The sequence below is a fragment of the Providencia sp. PROV210 genome (assembly GCF_028479445.1).
GTDB lineage: Bacteria > Pseudomonadota > Gammaproteobacteria > Enterobacterales > Enterobacteriaceae > Providencia > Providencia rustigianii.
Genome location: NZ_JAMPNQ010000010.1, coordinates 26,035 through 45,384, shown reverse-complemented (window position 1 = coordinate 45,384; position 19,350 = coordinate 26,035). Strand labels below are relative to the sequence as shown.

At 39.8% G+C, this 19,350-nt stretch carries 19 protein-coding genes and 2 tRNA genes; 13 read left to right on the top strand and 8 right to left on the bottom strand.

What is annotated here, in order from left to right:
* The coding region (locus PR761_RS08460) for a hypothetical protein (protein WP_272519351.1) at window positions 1–219 on the top strand (219 nt) is incomplete at its 5' end.
* A gap of 180 nt (window positions 220–399) precedes the next feature.
* Here PR761_RS08460 and idi read toward each other — a convergent pair.
* The 4 genes from idi to PR761_RS08440 all read right to left on the bottom strand — a co-directional run bounded on the left by idi (window position 400) and on the right by PR761_RS08440 (window position 4,534).
* Window positions 400–924, bottom strand: coding sequence for an isopentenyl-diphosphate Delta-isomerase (idi, locus tag PR761_RS08455; RefSeq protein ID WP_006815922.1), 525 nt, complete (start codon window positions 922–924; stop codon window positions 400–402).
* Window positions 925–1,083: 159 nt separating this feature from the next.
* Complete coding sequence (narL, locus tag PR761_RS08450) at window positions 1,084–1,722, bottom strand: two-component system response regulator NarL (RefSeq protein WP_006815921.1); 639 nt, start codon at window positions 1,720–1,722, stop codon at window positions 1,084–1,086.
* A 37-nt stretch (window positions 1,723–1,759) separates the two neighbouring features.
* Window positions 1,760–3,538 (bottom strand): nitrate/nitrite two-component system sensor histidine kinase NarX, encoded by a 1,779-nt coding sequence (narX, locus tag PR761_RS08445; protein WP_039855652.1) that lies wholly within the window; start codon window positions 3,536–3,538, stop codon window positions 1,760–1,762.
* Window positions 3,539–3,604: 66 nt separating this feature from the next.
* A complete protein-coding gene (locus PR761_RS08440) occupies window positions 3,605–4,534 on the bottom strand; it encodes a DUF808 domain-containing protein (RefSeq protein ID WP_006815919.1) in 930 nt (309 codons plus the stop codon).
* Window positions 4,535–4,744: 210 nt separating this feature from the next.
* Between PR761_RS08440 and PR761_RS08435 the strand changes: the two genes are divergently transcribed.
* The 5 genes from PR761_RS08435 to PR761_RS08415 all read left to right on the top strand — a co-directional run bounded on the left by PR761_RS08435 (window position 4,745) and on the right by PR761_RS08415 (window position 10,246).
* Complete coding sequence (locus tag PR761_RS08435; protein WP_006815918.1) at window positions 4,745–5,731, top strand: glycosyltransferase; 987 nt, start codon at window positions 4,745–4,747, stop codon at window positions 5,729–5,731.
* A 233-nt stretch (window positions 5,732–5,964) separates the two neighbouring features.
* Window positions 5,965–6,711, top strand: a complete 747-nt coding sequence (locus tag PR761_RS08430; RefSeq protein WP_006815917.1) for a helix-turn-helix transcriptional regulator — start codon at window positions 5,965–5,967, stop codon at window positions 6,709–6,711.
* Window positions 6,712–6,998: 287 nt separating this feature from the next.
* Window positions 6,999–8,300 (top strand): NAD(P)/FAD-dependent oxidoreductase, encoded by a 1,302-nt coding sequence (locus PR761_RS08425; RefSeq protein WP_006815916.1) that lies wholly within the window; start codon window positions 6,999–7,001, stop codon window positions 8,298–8,300.
* Window positions 8,301–8,354: 54 nt separating this feature from the next.
* Window positions 8,355–8,723, top strand: coding sequence for a cupin domain-containing protein (locus tag PR761_RS08420; protein WP_154611224.1), 369 nt, complete (start codon window positions 8,355–8,357; stop codon window positions 8,721–8,723).
* 29 nt (window positions 8,724–8,752) lie between these two features.
* Window positions 8,753–10,246 carry an aldehyde dehydrogenase family protein gene (locus PR761_RS08415; protein WP_154611225.1) on the top strand — a complete coding sequence of 498 codons (1,494 nt, stop codon included), beginning with the start codon at window positions 8,753–8,755 and terminating at the stop codon, window positions 10,244–10,246.
* Between the two features lie 65 nt (window positions 10,247–10,311).
* Here PR761_RS08415 and PR761_RS08410 read toward each other — a convergent pair whose 3' ends face one another.
* Window positions 10,312–10,980, bottom strand: coding sequence for a LuxR C-terminal-related transcriptional regulator (locus PR761_RS08410; RefSeq protein WP_006815913.1), 669 nt, complete (start codon window positions 10,978–10,980; stop codon window positions 10,312–10,314).
* A gap of 396 nt (window positions 10,981–11,376) precedes the next feature.
* Between PR761_RS08410 and PR761_RS08405 the strand changes: the two genes are divergently transcribed.
* The 4 genes from PR761_RS08405 (at window position 11,377) to PR761_RS08390 (ending at window position 15,461) form a co-directional block, all read left to right on the top strand.
* Entirely contained in the window at window positions 11,377–12,870 is a 1,494-nt protein-coding gene (locus PR761_RS08405) for an APC family permease (RefSeq protein WP_039855650.1), read from the top strand.
* On the top strand, window positions 12,845–13,459 hold the full coding sequence (locus tag PR761_RS08400; RefSeq protein WP_112836129.1) for a DUF3156 family protein: 615 nt from the start codon (window positions 12,845–12,847) through the stop codon (window positions 13,457–13,459). Before PR761_RS08405 ends, PR761_RS08400 begins: the two co-directional genes overlap by 26 nt.
* Before the next feature lie 140 nt (window positions 13,460–13,599).
* The gene (gene phoA / locus PR761_RS08395) at window positions 13,600–15,039 is read left to right on the top strand and encodes an alkaline phosphatase (RefSeq protein WP_115163960.1); all 1,440 of its coding nucleotides are present in this window, start codon (window positions 13,600–13,602) and stop codon (window positions 15,037–15,039) included.
* 167 nt (window positions 15,040–15,206) lie between these two features.
* The gene (locus tag PR761_RS08390) at window positions 15,207–15,461 is read left to right on the top strand and encodes a DUF1435 family protein (RefSeq protein ID WP_039855648.1); all 255 of its coding nucleotides are present in this window, start codon (window positions 15,207–15,209) and stop codon (window positions 15,459–15,461) included.
* Window positions 15,462–15,511: 50 nt separating this feature from the next.
* On the opposite strand, the gene PR761_RS08385 is transcribed toward PR761_RS08390, so the two are convergent.
* The 3 genes from PR761_RS08385 to rsmC form a co-directional block, all read right to left on the bottom strand.
* A tRNA-Leu gene (locus PR761_RS08385) sits at window positions 15,512–15,597 on the bottom strand.
* A gap of 205 nt (window positions 15,598–15,802) precedes the next feature.
* Window positions 15,803–15,888 (bottom strand) — tRNA-Leu (locus PR761_RS08380).
* A gap of 165 nt (window positions 15,889–16,053) precedes the next feature.
* Window positions 16,054–17,067 (bottom strand): 16S rRNA (guanine(1207)-N(2))-methyltransferase RsmC, encoded by a 1,014-nt coding sequence (gene rsmC / locus PR761_RS08375; protein ID WP_115163961.1) that lies wholly within the window; start codon window positions 17,065–17,067, stop codon window positions 16,054–16,056.
* Between the two features lie 135 nt (window positions 17,068–17,202).
* On the opposite strand from rsmC, the gene PR761_RS08370 reads away from it, so the two are divergent.
* From PR761_RS08370 to PR761_RS08360, 3 genes are all read left to right on the top strand, one after another.
* A complete protein-coding gene (locus PR761_RS08370) occupies window positions 17,203–17,613 on the top strand; it encodes a DNA polymerase III subunit psi (RefSeq protein WP_006815905.1) in 411 nt (136 codons plus the stop codon).
* Window positions 17,582–18,052, top strand: a complete 471-nt coding sequence (gene rimI / locus PR761_RS08365) for a ribosomal protein S18-alanine N-acetyltransferase (protein ID WP_006815904.1) — start codon at window positions 17,582–17,584, stop codon at window positions 18,050–18,052. The genes PR761_RS08370 and rimI overlap by 32 nt, the downstream gene beginning before the upstream one ends.
* Window positions 18,053–18,165: 113 nt before the next feature.
* A complete protein-coding gene (locus PR761_RS08360) occupies window positions 18,166–19,236 on the top strand; it encodes a tartrate dehydrogenase (protein ID WP_115163962.1) in 1,071 nt (356 codons plus the stop codon).
* Window positions 19,237–19,350: the final 114 nt, after the last annotated feature.

The window sequence follows — 19,350 nt, the reverse complement described above, 5'->3', positions numbered from 1 at the left end:
GGGAGCTTGGTGACAGTTGAAGAGGTTCAATCGTTTTCCAATTTTAAGTTGGCAAAAGTACTGAAACTCATCCGTCAATTAACCCAATCCGTCATTGAACCCCTAGGTGATTTTTTTTCGATCCCTTTCTTCCGCTCTTCCTTTCTTTTTTTCTTCTTTTCTTCTTTTCTTTCTTGTACTTTTCCTGGCGTATATCTTCTTGTGCTGAGTCAGTTCTGATTAATGACGAAAAAATATAAGCGATTTGGAATATTAATGTGTAATACATCGGGTTTTAGTGGGAAATAACTGAAGGGATATTTTAGGCCTTGGGGTATAAACAGCTATTTATTAGCATTTTTATCTTAAATAGAGATAAATGTCATAGAGCCAATTTTACTGAATTAAGGTATTTTAAAATCAGATAGTAAAGTTCAATAAAGGATATTTTGCTAAAATTGCTTTAAACCATGGGGTAAATTTTGTGGGTTCCTCATGAACCTCTTGATTTAGCAATTCAATTCCAACCCAACGGACCGCATTCACTTCATTGGAATTAGGTTTAAAGTCACCATTATAATAACCAACAAAAATATGGTCATACTCATGCTCAATCAATCCACCATTAACGTCTGCATAGTAGATAAAAGCATCGACATGTTTTAGCTCAGTCTTGAACCCAAGTTCTTCATATAACCGGCGTATAGCGGCATCTAATGTATTTTCTTGAGGTCTAGGGTGGCTACAGCATGAATTAGCCCACTGACCTGCGGAATGATATTTATGGAAAGCTCGTTGCTGAATCAGCAATTCATTTTTATTATTAAAAATAAAAATAGAAAATGCCCGATGTAAACGACCTTCTTGATGAGCAAGTAATTTTGGCATCGTACCAATTTCAATATCTTGTTCATTAACTAAAATAAGTTGTTCTTCTTTCATCATTTCGTATTTTTCATAGATAAGTCTTCAACGAGCTTATTATAACTGGAAAAAATTAGCTTGTAGATTAGAGCTATTGATATGGGTTTATTGTGGGGGATAGTAACGAGGAAAATTCATAGCTAGATGATGTGGTCATGTAGCTATGAATTATTTAACATCTTATTTCTGTTGTAATACCCAAACGGCAGCTTCTACTCTAGATTTTAAATTTAACTTTTTTAGTAAATGTTTGACATGTACTTTTACTGTACTTTCTGCAATATCTAAATTTCGCGCAATCATTTTATTAGATAACCCTTGAGCAATGAGTTCCAAAATATCCGACTCTCTTGGGGTTAAGGCTACAGCATCACTTTCCGATTGTGTCTGATGATCTCTTAGCGATTCAGCTAGCACTGAAGTTAATGTTGGGCTAACGACCATCTTGCCACTTGCCGCTTCTTTTAGTGCAATAATTAACTCTTCAGGCTCCATATCTTTTAGTAAATATCCATCGGCACCTCTTTTTAATGCACTCACAAGATCATCACTATAATTGGACACAGTAAATAAAATGATCCGACCTGAGAGTTCGCGCTTTCTTAATTCATCAAGGGTTTCAAATCCATTCATCCCTGGCATATTAAGATCCAGAAGAATTAAGTCAGGATCTTGTTCTTCTGCAATTTGGATCCCTGTCTTCCCATCACCTGCTTCTCCGATGACCTGTAATGAAGGCTCTAAGCTAATTAGTTGTTTTACACCATTTCTTAGCATCGGATGATCATCAATGAGTAAGATCGTTGATTTTTCGTTCATTTATTTTTGGTCTCCATGAATGATTTTTTCCGGCGTATTAAACTTCTGACAGAGGGAAAGTTACTTTAACCTCGGTTCCCCCTTGAACTCGTGGTGTTATATAGCATTCACCATTCAAGCTGAGCGCTCTTTCTCTCATAATGATTAAACCATAGTGGTTGATTTTATTGGGATTGTCATCTATTCCTCGACCATTATCATCAATGGTAATGGTGACTATTCCTCGATCTTGGCTTAGGGATATGGCTGCCCAGTTTGCATTCGCATGCTTTAAAATATTGCTTAGCGCTTCGCGTATTATTTGAATTATATGAATCGATTGATGAGGTGAAATACTTTTAGCTGGTATGTCATAGCTAAGTTGAATCTTGAATCCAATACGTTCACTAAATTCATCAAGCGTGCTTTTAAGTGAGGGCAATAAACCAGACTCAGTCAATTTTAAACGGAATGTCGTCAGTAATTCACGTAATTGGCTATACGCAGTATTGATTTCAGTACGCATCTCATTGAGTAAATGTTTAGTCGTTTCCGGTAGAGGTTCGGGTTGCATTTGTAGATAGCTAATTTGCATTTTTAGGCATGAGAGCGACTGTGCAATTGAGTCATGCAGCTCTCGAGCAATGGCTGCACGCTCGTCCATAATGAGTAATTGCTGCTGCTGTTCTATTTGCTGCTCCATTGTTAACATGCCTGAAATTTGCTTAGCTAACATCAGTACCAGTTTATTTTTTTCATCTGCAAATGGTTGGTTTTGCTCAATTTCACCGATAATAACACCATATCGATGCATGTTATCAGATAGATCCCACTGTAGTATTTGTGGGTTATTAAAAATCATTTCCTGAGATCTAAACGGATCAACCGCATGAGTTAATTCCATATCCTGAGCAGCAGGACTAGAAAAATAAGAGATTTCATGAAAGTATTTTTCATTACTATCTTCATACAGTCTTATACGTAGATTTTTTAATTGCGTGATACTTTTTAATTCTACTAAGACCTTTTGTAGCCTTGAATAGAGTGTATCTGAAGAGTGCAAAATTTGATTTGACTGGTACAGATAAGATAAAACACGATTTTTAGCTAATAGGTCAGCTGTTTTTTCTGCAACCCGTTCTTCAAGCTGATGATAGCTTTGTGCTAGTTCATCAGACATGTGGTTTAGTGTTTCGCCAAGGGCATTGAGCTCATCTTGTTTATTATTTTTTAATGGATAACGTTGGCTAAAATCCTTTTGACCAATCGCATTCACCATAGAAAGTAACTTCATCCAAGGGTAGTAAATTTTTCGTCTTAGATGCCATATAGTTCCTGTTAATAATAAGAAAACGAGACTGATAAAAATGAGTTGTGTCATCGCAACATAGGCAATTTTTCTCTCGGTAATATCATCAATATTATGAACGAGCTCATTGAGCATATTAACAAAAGTAATGACTTCGTAGCGGGCGTCATCTGGAGATGAAGCCTGAGTAAGTGCTGGCTTTAGGGTATTTAGCCAAAAGTCATGTATTTTATTAAATTGCGGTGTTAAGTTTTCGATTTTGACAACTTGGGTTAATTCGGGGCTTAATAAGTCGTTTTCTAGCTCATTAAGATAGCTTTGATTTTGTTGATTTAGAGGCGTCAAGGAAAGTAAGCGGTAGCTTTGCATACGTAATGAGCCAGAGGTATTAATTGCATGGGCATTGCCTTGCGCACTGATGATCATGCGATTAGATATAGTCATGCCGATAATACCTAGGATCGCAATTAATAACATCAATCCAATGACTTGATTGATAATTGAGAAACGGCGGTAAAGTGTCGGCATAATTCTTTTTCCTCTGGCGCAACGCTAATTCACGAATTATCACATAAGATTAATGCTATTTATCAACTATTTTAGCGAGGGTTTGGCTTTTTTAACGTGAGCGAAAACACTGAAGATTAGCACAATGATTAAACCAATAACCAACCCGAACACTAAGTTAAGAATAGAAGGCATTAAAAATTGCAAAATAGCACCAATTGCGGGGGTCATCGCCGACATTTCAGCGACTTTTTCTATCCATGAATGCAGGTAAGAAATTCCATGTGTGAGTATACCTCCACCGACCATAAACATTGCTGCGGTTCCAACGACGGAAAGCGTTTTCATGAGATAAGGCGTGGCATAAATTAACCCATTACCGCATTTACGTAAGAGCGCTGATGCTTTTTTCTGTAAATAAAACCCTAAGTCATCGAGTTTTACTATCCCTGCAACTAATCCATACACTCCGATAGTCATGACAATAGCAATGAGTGATAGGACTACAACTTGATTGAGAAAAGTCGTTGAGGAGACAATACCTAGAGTGATAGCGATGATTTCAGCGGATAGCACAAAATCGGTACGAATTGCGCCTTTAATTTTTTGTTTTTCAAATTCAGCAATATCTTCTGGAGATAGCTCAACTTGCTGTGTTTCCGACGGCTCTTGGCTATTTTTATGCAAAAATTTATGCGCTAGCTTTTCTGCCCCTTCAAAACAAAGATATGCACCTCCTACCATTAGAAGTGGAGTCACTGCCCAGGGAATAAATGCACTAATCAATAATGCCAGTGGTACCAAAATTAACTTATTGAGAAAAGAGCCTTTTGCAACGGACCAGACAACAGGCAACTCCCTATCGGCGCGTACCCCAGTCACTTGTTGAGCGTTTAAGGCGAGGTCATCCCCTAAAACTCCCGATGTTTTCTTTGCTGCCATTTTTGTCATGACGGATACGTCATCTAATACTGCGGCAATATCATCTAATAAGGCAAGTAAGCTACTTCCAGCCACGGGAGGATCCTTCTGTTATCGTGAGGTATAATTGATGTTTGTTAGATCAAAGAAGTAAAAATTAGTTCACAACTATTTGGGTATTTGAGTAATAATAGAGCCATATCAGTAACTTCTATCATAACTATATTGATTTAATTATAAAATTTATATGAAATGAACGAATATATTTTTTAATTATAATCTTTTTGATTAGTTTAAGGTTAATACATGTCTTCTCAACCTGTTTTGAGTATCGTTGTAGCCGTATACAACGGTGAAAAATTTTTACCTCATTTTTTTGATAGCCTGATCGCGCAGAAATTGGAAAACTGGGAACTGATCGTTGTTAACGACGGTTCTAAAGATGATAGTGAAGGCGTTATTCGTCAATATGAAGATAAATTTGAGAATATCAAAGTTCTCTTTCAGGAAAACCAAGGTGTTTCTGTTGCTCGCAATACGGGAATGGTAGAGGCTACGGGAAAATATATCACTTTCCCTGATATTGATGATGAAATTAACCCGAAAATGTATGGTCGTTTATTAGAGATCGCACTTGAGGGAGATTTAGATGTTGCAACATGTAATGGTACTTATGTGTATACCAATGGTGATGCGCCTAAAGCAATTTTTCCGCCAAATAAAGTGCCATCAACCGGCGTGATCACTGGGCCACAATGGCTACAAATGGGGTTGAGCTCCCGTAAATTTTTACATGTGACTTGGTTAAATATCTATCGTTTAGAGCTTATTAGGGAATATCACTTTTTCTTTGAGCCAAAGCTGCATCATCAGGATATTCCTTGGACTACAGAAATGTTGTTAGTGGCAAAACGGGTGCAATTTATCAATGAACAGTATTATGAATATTTGATTCATAATCAGTCAGTTTCTCACTCATTAACGGGTGATGAAAGATCTGTACGCAAGATTAATACCTATTTGAAAATCCTTGATATGTTATTGGCTATTTATCAACGCTATCCGGAACACGTTAAGCAAGCACCAGCCTGTTTATGGCAAGTAGGTAAAGAGGGGTTAGGAGTCGTACAAGCGCTATTAGCGATAAAATCCCCTGAAATTCAAAAACAAATGGTACAAATGTTCTTTGATAAAGGTTACTGGGAAATCGTCTGGAAACATGCGACAACCCTGAAATTAAAATGGCGTTTAATTCGCCGCTATTCCAAGTTAAAAGCCATTATTAAACATTAATGCATTAACAGCCTTTCGGGGCTGTTTTTCTGTATATCCTCTCTGAATTTTCTTTTCAATTTATCAAGTGATTGTTAAAAAATTTTAACAAAAACAGTATTCATTGTGATTTGATTAACATAGTAATAACAAACTAATTGAGATTCCTTTCATAATATGGTTTTTATACCACTCTATCCTGCTCGAATATGTTTGGCAGGGGCTTATTAATGAGTTAATGAATAGGGGGTATAATGGATAATTATCTAAATAAGTTACCCCATCTTATTGATTCTGTTGCTACCAACCAGTTCTATCCTAACCTCTTATCTTGGCTCTCTTCTTTTATTGCTTTTGATAACGCGATTATTTATGCCTTCGAAAAAGGGGGAGCTCCTCGTTTTCTCTCTAAAGTTGAAACGCGTAATAGCGATAATATTAATCGCTTATATCAACGTGGCGCTTATTTAATGGACCCCTTTTATCAAGAACTGCTAAAGGGGGGAAGTTCTAAGGTATTGACCTTAAAAGAGCTAGCACCAAAAGGTTTTCACCATACGGATTATTATCTGAATTTTTACCGTAAAACGGGATGGTGTGATGAGGCGGGCTTACTGTTGGAGATCTCTCGTGATAGGCAGCTGGCTATCTTTTTTGGTAATGAAGAAAAGCCTTTGTTATCAGAAGAAAGTAAGCGGGCACCATTGAAAGAAGCTTTTGATATTATTAGGAGTATCGCTAGGCTCCATAAAGATGTGGTTCCTAATTCAGTCTCTAGTGATTATCGACATACAGATTTACAAACCTGTTTTGGCCTAACGCCAAGAGAGTGTGAGGTTGTTGAGTTAATTTTGGAAGGTAAAGGTTCCCCGCAGATAGCAGATACCTTATTCATCAGTTTAGGAACCGTGAAAAATCACCGAAAAAATATCTATCAAAAACTCGGTATAGGCTCACAAGTCGAGTTATTTAACTTATTAATGACACCAATAAAGCAATAATATTGGCACTGAATAATTTTTTCAGAGAAATATTTTTAGCTTACCTCCTCATTTTTCATCTCGTTTAGTTGTGGATAACCATTTCCATTAATATAAAAATAATCAATTAAGTTATTAAAATTTAAAAAGAATATTTAAAGTTTTTTTATATCATTTATAAGTTAATACTGTACTTGCATCACAGATGTTAATTTTATGTTTTAGAATGTCCCTAAAGGGCTATGTAAATGTTAATGCCAGGTTAACATAATCAAGGTTATTGTAAGATACTAGACAGGGTATCCATTATGAATAACCAAGTAGAATCATTAACTTATTACTCAGCAACAAAAAAATATGATCTGCGTTTTCCTACATTAAAAGAAGATCTGGACGTTGATGTCGTGATTATCGGTGGTGGTTTTTCAGGCATAAATACCGCACTGGAGCTGTGTGAAAAAGGCATCACTAACATTGCTATCCTTGAAGGGCGTCATCTTGGCTATGGTGGTACAGGGCGAAATGGTGGACAAGTGATGGCTGGCATTGGTCATGACTTAGATGCAATCAAGAAGCATGTTGGTTCTGAAGGTTTAGAAACAATTTTTAAACTTAGCAATATGGGCGCAGGCATTATGCGCGACCGCATTGCTAAATATAATATTGATGCGGATTTTTGCCATGGTTATGCCTATTTAGGCAGTAATAAGCGCCAAGAAAAAACATTACGTAGCTGGCTAACAGATTTCAAAGCAGTTGCTCCGGATGAAGAAATTGAATTTTATACCGGGTCCGATTTAAAACAAATCATTGGCTCTGATGCTTATACCTGTGGAATAAAACACATGGGGGGAGGGCATGTTCATTCCCTTAACTTGCTGTTAGGTGAGGCAAAAGCAGTCAGTGAATATGGCGCGAAAATTTTTGAAAATAGCCAAGTACTGAATGTTGAATATGGCGATACCGTTACTGTTCGCACGGCAATGGGATCGGTCAAAGCGAAGAAAATGCTGTGGGCTTGTGATGGATTTTTAAATGGTCTTGAGCCAACGCTGTATCCAAAAACGATTAATACCTATGCCTATCAACTGATGACGGAAGAGCTCTCTGATGAGCTGATTGAGCGTATCAGCCCTATTCGTGGCGCATACAGTGATATTCGCCCTGTGATTGACTACTACCGTGTGACAAATGAAAACCGCTTGTTGTTTGGAAGCTCAACCTATTTTCTTGAGTATATTCCATCCGACTTAAAAGCGTGGAACCGCAAGTTAATGTTGAACGTTTTCCCATACTTGAAAGATGTGAAAATCGAGTTGGCATGGGGTGGTCCAATGGCTTGCAGTGCCAATTTATTCCCACAAATTGGCACTATTCCTGGTCATAACAATGTTTTTTATGTGCAAGGGTATTCCGGTTTTGGCGTCACTCCAAGCCAGATTGTTTGTAAAGTGCTAGCGGAAGGGATGGCAGAAGGCTCTAGTCGCTATGACCTGATGAGCTCGATTCCCCATGCCAATATCGTGGGGAAAGATAGCATGAGAAATGCAATTGTATCCCTCGCAAAATGTTGGCATCAAGTCTCTGGATATTGGCAAGGGCGCCGTTAAATTCTCTCAATTGGTTTTAGCTTTTTGATTTCATTAAATACAAGGTAAATAAATATGATCAGCCCATTACTGTTAAACAAACCACTTCCTGAGCTACTGAATATCGGTAGCGTAACTAATTTAGGATCTGTTGTCGTTGAAGGTGACCCACAGGCTAGCGTCGCTATGATCCATGGTGAACCAACGGATAATCTGACTTGCGGCATTTTTGCGTGCACCAAAGGTAAGTTCAAAATGGTTTACCCATTTGATGAGATGGCAACAGTGCATGAAGGTTCGGTGAAATTAACTGACATAAAAACTGGGGTTACAGTGGAATACCATAAAGGTGATACTTGGTTTGCAGAGAAATGCACTGAAGTACTGTGGGAAATTAATGCTGAGCGTTTTGTGAAACATTATTTAGCTTGCGTGAATGCGTAATTAGATAAATTAACGAGGTGGAGATAACGATGAGTGAGTTAGCCCTATTACCAGAAGTTACAGAATTCCTTAAACGCCAACATGGACATTTTATCAATGGATTGCCTGTTTCTGGCAAGGGAAATACTTATTTCGACGTTGTGAATCCAGCCACCGAGCAGGTTATAGCTAAAGTCAAAGAAGGAACATTGGCCGAAGTCGATGCTGCAATGGATGCGGCTTATACTGCATTTAAAGGTTCATGGGCAAATACCACGCCAATGGAGCGAGGTAATTGCCTGAGCCGCTTAGCCGACTTATTGGAAAAGCATTTAGAAGAGTTAGCTCAGTTAGAAACCTTAAGCTCAGGAAAAATTATTCAATTATCGCGTTTTCTTGAGGTGGGCTCTGCTGCCCAGTTCTTACGTTATTTTGCTGGATGGGCAACCAAGATTAGTGGTGAAACTCTGAACGTTTCGCTACCTTCATTTCATGGTGAAAAATATTCAGCATTTACTCAACGAGAGCCCGTCGGTGTGGTTGCTGGCATTATTCCTTGGAATTTCTCGATCATGATTTCCATTTGGAAATTGGCTGCGGCATTAACCTGCGGTTGTACGATTGTACTGAAACCCAGTGAATTTACACCGCTAACAATGTTACGGGTTGCTGAATTAGCGAAGGAAGCGGGTATTCCCGATGGTGTGATTAACATTGTTAATGGTGGTGGGCGTGAAGTCGGTCCTGCATTAATTCATCATTCACTCTGCTCAAAAGTGACTTTTACTGGTTCGGTTCCTACAGGATTAGCGGTAGGACGCTCGGCTATGGAAAGCAAACTGACTCGCGTAACTCTGGAGCTGGGTGGAAAGAATGGAGCCGCATTCTTGGCAGACTTGCCTGTTGATAAGATTGTTAATGGCATCATTGAGGCTGGTTATTTAAACCAAGGCCAAATCTGTGCAGCGGCAGAACGTTTTTATATTCCATCGAAGCTGATGGATGACGTTCTTGATGCATTAAAAGTACGTTTATCAACAATGAAAATTGGTTCTCCATTAGACGAAACGACAGAAATGGGACCATTAGCCAATAAGGCACACTACGATAAAATTCTAAGCTTGTTTGAAAAAGCATGCCAAGATGGTAGTGAAATTATTTATGGTGGTCAGCCGATTGCTGGTGCGGGATATTTTGTTCCTCCAACCATCATTCGTGCAAATAGCCCAAATGATATTTTAATGCAGGAAGAAACTTTTGGTCCAGTGGGTACATTCTTAAGCTATGACGATGAAGATGAATTAATTAGCATGATGAATAGCACACCATTTGGATTAGCGGCTAGCGTATGGACGAATGACCTTGGTAAAGCCATGCGGATGGTGTCTCAAATTGAAGCTGGGACAGTTTGGGTGAATATGCATACTTTCCTTGATCCTGCGGTTCCTTTTGGAGGGATTAAATCATCCGGAATTGGACGGGAGTTTGGTAGTGCTTTCATTGAGCATTACACAGAATTGAAATCGGTAATGATACGTTATTAGCGTTCTGGTGGTTTTGTTTTTTCTGTAAAGCAACAGGTTTTCCCGGCTTTTTAGCCGGGATTTTTTTACAAAATTTTGTCTTGGCGAATAATGAAGCCGGATGATACTAACTCGGTTCGGTTACTCACATTCGCCTTAGTAAAAATATTCCTCAAATGAGTTTTTACTGTAGAAAGGGATATTCCCAGTAGCAACGCAATTCGCTTATTACTGGCGCCTTCTCGTACTAAATGAATAATTTCCTGCTCTTTAGGCGTGTATGAAACTAATGAGTCAGGAAGGACATCAAATGTCATCAATTCCGCAATGGGTAGAATCGCATTCAGTCTCACGACCTCTTGTGGTGTGAAAGGTTTATCTCTGAGCACGGAGATTCCCGCAATAATTTTATTTTTACGACGAATAAAAATTTCTGCCATATCCGCTAGTTGGTTAGGCTGCATAAAGTCATGGAAAAAAGTTTTATTTTGCTGACGCATTTCGGGCGCCATTTTGACTAATCGTAAATCCTCACCACGAAAGTGATCGGGATGTAACGGATCGTGATGAGAAAAATGCGTTAGATATTCATGATGCATATGCGGTGATATTCCATACAACACATGATTTTCAGGTTGCCAATAATCATTAACGAGATAGTAAACGGCGGCGGAAATAGGAATGATATGGGCAATCGTATTTAGGCAACAGTCGATTAATGCTTGTTGATGGTAGCTAAATAGAGGCTGTTCCATTCAATCTCCATTAATAGTTAGGTTATAAACCATCATGCTATGTATTGGTGTTAACATAAAGTAAACATATTAATAACGTGAGCTTGATTACACTATTTAAAACTTGTTTTTTCTATAAGAAATGCAGTTTTCTAATTTTTGGTATCTTTCGCTGTTTTTTTATTAATATATTAATGAGCGTCTTATTGGTTACTTATTGATATCTTAATAATTATTATTTTTTCATTAAAATAAAACAGGACTTTTCGTCGTAATAAATTCAGACTCCCCTCCCTCTAGGTATCGTCCAAAAGGACGATAGCGACATGTTTATGCTTATTTCTATAGTGAGAATACAGCCACTCTGTTTTTACCAAAATTTCACAATTATGGTTGTTGCAAAGAGAGGGAAACAAAATGAATTTATCCTCAAAATTATCCTCACATATTGAGAACGGGAAGGTGGGTTTTCCAACGACACTAGCCAGTTCCGTCGGTGTGATCATGGCAAGTCCCGTGATTTTGACTGTGACAAGCGGATTTGGCATTGGCGGAGACACTTTTGCTTTAGCGGTTTTATTAAGTTTTATTATGATGCAGGCTCAGTTAACGACTTTCTCTGAAGCTGCGGCAATCCTGCCAACTTCTGGATCTGTTTACGACTATATTTCGTGTGGGATGGGGCGATTTTGGGCTATTACTGGTGCTTTGTCTGCTTACCTGATTGTGCATGTTTTTGCTGGAACCGCGGAAACCATCCTGTCGGGAATTATGGCATTAGTCAATTTTGAAAGCCTCAATACCGTACTAGAAACTAATAACTCTTCTTGGATGGTTGGGGTGGGTTTAGTGATTGCGTTCGGGTTATTGAATGCATTTGGGATTGAAGCCTTTGGTAAGGTGGAAGTAGTGCTGACTTTTGCCATGTGGAGCACATTGGTTATTTTCAGTATTTGTGGATTACTCATGCCATTTCATGTCTCTACTGATGGCTGGTTTGGACAAGGGCTAAATATTTCAGATCCCACCTTGGTATTAAGTTTTATTGGCATGGCGATGTTCATGTTTGTGGGGTGTGAATTAGTCACTCCGATGGCTCCTGAAATTAAAAATTCGGCGAAAGTGATCCCTAGGGCAATGGCAACCGGCTTATGCGGTGTTGCATTTTGTATGTTCCTTTTCGGCGCGGCGCTGACGAATCAAGTCGAAAACGTGATTATTGATCCACAAAATGGAGTGAGCTTATTAGAAACACCTATGGCGATCCCTGCATTTGCGGGTCAAATTATGGGCGATTTCGGTAAATATTGGATTGGGATCGCATTACTGCTTGCTGGCGGAGCGACGATCAATACCTTGATGGCAGCGGTTCCTCGTATTCTGTATGGGATGGCGCTGGATGGGGCATTGCCTCGGATCTTTGCGTATTTACATCCACGTTTTAAAACCCCTGTATTTGGTATTTTAATCGCAGTCATGATCCCATGCTTACATGCCTTTGCTATTCAAGGGGATTTGGAACGTATCATTCCTCTGGTTTTGGCGGCAGTTTGCTCTTGGGGAACGGCATATTTATTAGTCACTATTTCTGTTGTTTTATTGCGAATTCGTCGCCCTGACTTACATCGAGCCTATCGTTCTCCGTTCTTCCCAATTCCGCAAATCATTTCTAGTGTGGGGATCATTTTAGCCATTGTTTACATCACCCCGCCGGGTATGAATAAAGCGGATGTATATATTCCATTTGCCATCATGTTAGGGCTCACCGCTAGCTATGCATTGGGCTGGACAGTACTGGTACAGAAAGTAAATCCGTTCAAACCTGTTCCGGTGGAGCAAGTATTATCGAATTCTTTTGCTGATGAAAGTATTGAGGAGGTAGAACTTGAGCCTTTACGTAACCTTGCCTAAATATTCATGGTGGCAGAAATTAACTCAAAAGCGTCTTCCTGCGGGTTATCAAGCAGGGCTAACGCTCAATCGGATTGAAAAGGATATTACGCCCTATCCTTGTGAGTGGCGGACGCCAGGGGAGCTACTCATTCATCTGCCTCAGGGGTTAACTGTTCAAGTGACTGAACGGGTAAAAACGTTATTTATGGCTTTCATTGTACATAGCCGTTTTGCAATATCTGGTCAGTGTAATGAAACGTTAGTGGCACGTATTGATGTAAAAACAGCAGGAACCACACGAAAAAAACAGGTGCATTATACGTCTAAACAAGTGGATGGACAGATGTTCATCAACCAGTTAAATCAATATCCTGTGATCCAACAAACACTTGAGGAGCTGGATTTTACGCATTGCTCTATTGAAATCCAAGATGGCGTTTGGCGTTGTGAAATTGAGCCTTTCACTGCATCTGAAATGGTTAGCCGGCTTCCTGCGGCTCGGCGATATTTACGCTTAACACAGTTGCAGAGGCATCGTTTACTCAGTGCTTTACAGCTGATACACCAGCTAATAAATAAAAATGATTTATCAAATAACGCCCAGTAAGGGCGTTTCGCATTTATGACAATCATCTTTATATCGACATAAAACCGTCATTCAACTGTCATCTGGCTGCTTTAGCATGCTGGTCATTATTCGAAGTAAATCCATTTTATTTTATTTATTGATTGGCAAGGAAAACAGTTATGACAGGTCAGTTTATTAAATCTATGTTAGCCGTTGCTGTAAGTACGTTAATTTTAGGTACTGCAATTCCAGCTTATGCGGTAGATAAAAATGAAGCCGTTTCAGAAAGTCGTGCCGCGAAAGGGGATATCACTAAGTTTGGCGGAGCTCGTCGTTTATCCACAGAGCAAACGGATATCATGAAAGCCGCTCTGCATAATGGCCAAGCAAAAAACGTGATTTTATTTATTGGCGATGGGATGGGTGATTCTGAAATTACTGTTGCACGTAACTATGCAGAAGGTGCTGGCGGTTTCTTTAAAGGTATCGATGCATTGCCAATTACAGGTCAATATACTCACTATGCGTTAGATAAAAAGACCCAAAAACCAGATTATGTTACAGATTCTGCGGCATCGGCGACAGCATGGTCTTCAGGTGTAAAAACGTATAATGGCGCATTAGGGGTTGATGTATTTGGCAAGGACCATGACACGCTGATTGAGCTTGCTAAGCGTAGTGGTAAAGCGACGGGTAACGTGACAACCTCGGAAATTCAAGATGCGACACCAGCGGCACAATTTTCTCACGTCACAGCGCGTAAATGTTACGGTCCGGAAGAGACTAGTGAGAAATGTGCGACAAATGCTTTAGAAAATGGCGGTCGTGGTTCTATCTCTGAACAGCTATTAATTACGCGTGCTGATGTTACGCTAGGCGGTGGCGCGAAGAGCTTTAAGCAGGAAGCTAAAGCCGGTGATTACAAAGGAAAAACATTAGAACAACAGGCAACCGAACGTGGTTTTAGTATCGTTCGTGATGCGAAATCTTTAGATGCAATCAAAGAAGCCAATCAAGATAAGCCAGTATTAGGCCTGTTCCATGATGGTAACATGACCATTGCATTAGAAGGTCCAAAAGCCACGTATCATGGCAACTTGAATAACCCGCCGTTAGAGTGTAAACCAAACGCTAAACTCGACCCGAATGCACCAACATTGGCTCAGATGACGCAAAAAGCGATTGATTTGTTGCAAGTGAATCCGAATGGTTTCTTCCTACAAGTTGAAAGCGCATCTATCGATAAGCAGGATCATAAAGCGAATCCATGCGGACAAATCGGTGAGACAATTTCATTAGACCAAGCGGTTCAAGTTGGCTTAGATTTTGCGAAGAAACATGGCGATACGCTAGTCATCGTGACGGCTGACCACTCGCATTCTAGCCAAATTATTCCTGAAGGGACTAAATCATCGGGTTTAACTCAGGCACTGATCACCAAAGATGGTTCAGTGATGGTAGTGAACTACGGTAACTCTGAGGAAGAAGATTCACAAGAGCATACTGGTGCTCAATTGCGTGTTGCCGCATACGGTCCACATGCTGCCAATGTAATGGGTCTAACCGACCAAACAGATTTGTTCTTTACCATGCGCGATGCAATGGGACTGAAGCAATAAACCAACCCCGTAGTTAAAAATTCTCCGTGACAGGATGTTACGGAGAATTTTTTGTTTTTCCCTGTCATCATTTTTTCTTAGCGAAATACCCCATAAAAATCTGATTGATTTTTACAGAAACAAAGATATGATTGATAATCATTATCATTTGTGATTTCGGAGGCGTTATGGGAACTAGCGTATCAAAAGCAACTGGGTTGCGACGTATCGGCGCTGGTTTGTGGGGCGTCTTTGCGGTAGTTTTACTCAGTATTATTTATCTGTTGAGTAATATGGGTGTTGACCCTTTAAGGGTATTGATGGTCACACTGATGATTGCAACGGCAGGTATGTTATTTAATCGAGGCTCTCGACGCTTGTTGATTATTCCTGCGGTTTTATCTTTGGCTTGTTTCTTATTAGCATTTATTTTGAGAAGCTAAATTTAGAGCGGAATACATTGAAGTTTAAAGCGGGCTACGAATATTAACAGTGGTGCGAAAGGGGGGACTTGAACCCCCACGTCCATAGGACACTAACACCTGAAGCTAGCGCGTCTACCAATTCCGCCACCCTCGCAAATACTGTCAAAATTCTTTCTATTGATGCTTGTTTCTGAGTCAACGCCTAGATAATTGAAATTATGAAATAAGCGTTCTTACTCAAAAGAATTTCAATTAGATTAAGGCGACAAGCGCGGCTATTCCGTTGAACATAGACAACTATGTGATACGGATAGCGAAGAGAAGTCAACGCCTAGATAATTGAAATTATGAAGAGTAAGTGGTGCGAAAGGGGGGACTTGAACCCCCACGTCCATAGGACACTAACACCTGAAGCTAGCGCGTCTACCAATTCCGCCACCCTCGCAATACTAACTCTTTTGCATAATTGCTCATGCATCAATAGTACGGTGCGGATTTTAGGCTAATTTCTGCTGGCGTCAATAATTTTTTATCGCTCAATTTTCATTTGATGAAAAAACGGCCAGCGGATAAAGCTGACCGTTAAAATGCGATAAACAGCTAACGTAAATTAACGTTTAATGGCTTCGTAAACTTTGAATTTACCGGTTTTAGCTAACACGACATGACCACCAAATGCTTTGTCCAGTAAGTCTGGGTAAGGTAGGAATGCATTTGCGACAATTCGCAAGCGACCACCTTTTTTCAGGTACTTAGGTGCGTGTGAAATTAAGGTTTCTACTGCGTTATAACTTGTATTGATTCCATCGTGGAATGGCGGATTCGAAATGATCCAATCAAACTTGTCATTAATCTCTGAGTAGACATCACTAGGAATAATTTTTCCAGTCAGTTTATTCGCTGCGAGAGTGGCCGTTGCTGAATCTAGGGCTGCGGAACTCACATCACTGAGTGTTAAGGTCACATTCGGATTTTGTGAGCCAACAACGGCTGCAAGTACACCATTACCACAAGCCAGGTCCAGGACATTGCCATTCATAGGCTCAGTTAGGGTGGACAAGAGTAAATCGCTGCCAATATCTAACTCGCTGTTGCTGAATACGCCCGGTAGTGCATTAACAACCACATTATCGAGCTGATAATTACGCCACCAGCGACTAATATTAAATTCGGTTGGATGCTCTACTTCACCGTGATAGAGCCCACAACGGCGTGCAGAATCAATTTTTTGTAATGTTGAGATGCCTTCCATAATCGCGTCGGCACTCTTAACGCCGCTGCGATTTTCACCAACAACAAAGATCTGGCTGCCCACAGCAAGGTGGGTACAAAGGTCATCCAGTTGGAAAGCAGCTTCTTGTTTATTCTTTGGCCAGAAATAAATTAAGGTATCGCAAGGTTGGATAAATTCAGCGGGTACCGTTGTCGCAAATACAACATTGTCACCTAAGGTGGGTTGTAAATTTTTCCAGCGATGATACTGATTAGTCAGAACACGCACACTGGCGGCTTCAAGGGTAGCGCCCAGTTCATCCTGAATGTCACCAGCCAAGATAACATGACGATCTGTAAAGTGCTCTAAATGACGTTCAATAACTTCGCTGGCGGGTGTCAGTAATGACATATCCTGTCTATCTCCTAAAATGATAATTAACCACGGTCGCTACCTTACCAGAAAAAAGATAAATAGCATTGCTCTGTTGGCGCTATTAATCCCCTTTGATAAGATGTGGTCGTAAAATAACGACGGGAAAAAGCAATGACACGACGTGACAGACTTTTAGAACAAATGGGGATTACTCAATGGATGGTGAGAAATCCGGCTGTGTTACGTGGTGAACGAGGTGTTCGTATTCCCGAGTCGACTAAGCTTATTATTATTACTGATGAGAACCTCGATTTAAACAGCCAACTGTTAAAAGATATTTTTTTCACCATGGATATCGATGAGACGGATATGGTGTGTATTAATTCTGAGCAGTTAAAGTTAATCCCAACACCAATAACAATTCCTTGTTGGGTATTAGGAAATGAAATTCATCCCGAGGGTTCAAAATTCACATTTATTTCTCCTGTTTTATCTGAACTGATAGCAAGCAGTCATGCTAAACAGGCGCTATGGAAACAGATTTATCAATATGATGAAAATTTCAACACTAAAGCAATCTGACCTCGCCACTGCCTTCTTAATTGAGAAACTAAGCCATGATTTTCCATGGACTGAACGTGTTTTTTATGGCAATCAAGGTGAGAAATATCATAATTTAAAAATTTCGGTTAATAATCAAATCATTGGGTACGCGATAACCCAGTATGTTCTGGATGAGGCAACTTTATTTAATATCGCTATCCATCCTGATTTTCAAGGACATGGTTATGGTCGGCAACTCTTAGAAAAATTAATTGATGATCTGATAAAAAAAGGGATCATGACCCTGTGGCTAGAGGTTCGGGAATCGAATGCTTCCGCTATTCATTTATATGATAAATTAGGTTTTCAACAAGCAACGGTGCGCAAAGATTATTATCCAACAAAAACAGGTCGAGAAGATGCGTTGGTATTGGCACTAACATTATTTAGTGAAGATATGTTTAGCCAGAAAGCATAATAAATTATTCCGTCAAATAGATTTAAAAAAGAAACCACGATGTAGCAATTTATTGTGATTCGTGGTTTTTTGTATTGGAGCATATGAAGACACAATAATAAGAGGCGTTGCGAATGACACAGTTCAATATAGCGGTGATACCGGGCGATGGTATCGGTACGGAAGTGATCCCAGAAGGTTTACGCGTTTTAGAAGCAGCAGCGAAAAAGCATGATATAAAATTAAACTTCACCCACTTTGACTGGTCATGTGAAACCTACCATCGAACGGGGCGAATGATGCCTGAGGATGGTTTAGAACAACTCAAAAAATTTGATGCTATTTTTCTTGGTGCCGTAGGCTTTCCCGGCGTTCCTGATCACATTTCATTATGGGGTTTATTACTGCCAATTCGCCGTGCATTTAATCAATATGTTAATCTGCGTCCTGTCCGTTTATTTGACGGTATTAAATGCCCATTAGCCGATAAAAAACCGGGTGATATTGATTTCTATGTGGTACGTGAAAATGTTGAAGGGGAATACTCGGCTATTGGTGGGATTCAATATGAAGGTACTGAAGATGAAATGGTATCCCAGCAAAGTATTTTTACCCGTAAAGGCACTGACCGTATTTTAAAATATGCTTTCGAACTTGCCCGTTCTCGCGATAAAAAACATTTAAGTTCGGCAACCAAATCTAATGGCTTATTTCACTCAATGCCTTATTGGGATAGCCGTGTCGCTGAGATGGCTAAACAGTATCCGGATGTCAAAGTTGATCAATTCCATATCGATATTTTTGCGGCTAATTTAGTGAGAATGCCGGAGTTTTACGATGTGATTGTTGGTTCTAATTTATTTGGCGATATTCTTTCCGATTTAGGTCCTGCTTGCACGGGAACTATTGCGATTGCCCCATCCGCAAATATTAACCCTGAAAAACAATTCCCATCCATGTTTGAACCAGTTCATGGCTCCGCACCAGATATTGCAGGGCAAAATATTGCTAACCCTATAGGGACCATTTGGGCTGCGGCGATGATGATGCAGCATTTAGGTTGCCAAGAGATGCATGACACGATAATGACCGCAGTAGAAATGGCTATTCGTGAACGTCGTCATTTAACGCGTGATATGGGCGGAAATGCCAGTACACAGGATCTGGGACAGTCAATTGCTCAACTAGTATCACAGTTGAAATAATTTTGATAAAGGGTCTTCAAAGGAATGAAGACCTGAACATGGCAGGCTCTGATTGTTTATAACCCCAAGATCTGCGAAAATAACCGCCAATTACGATCAACAAGACGGATTTGC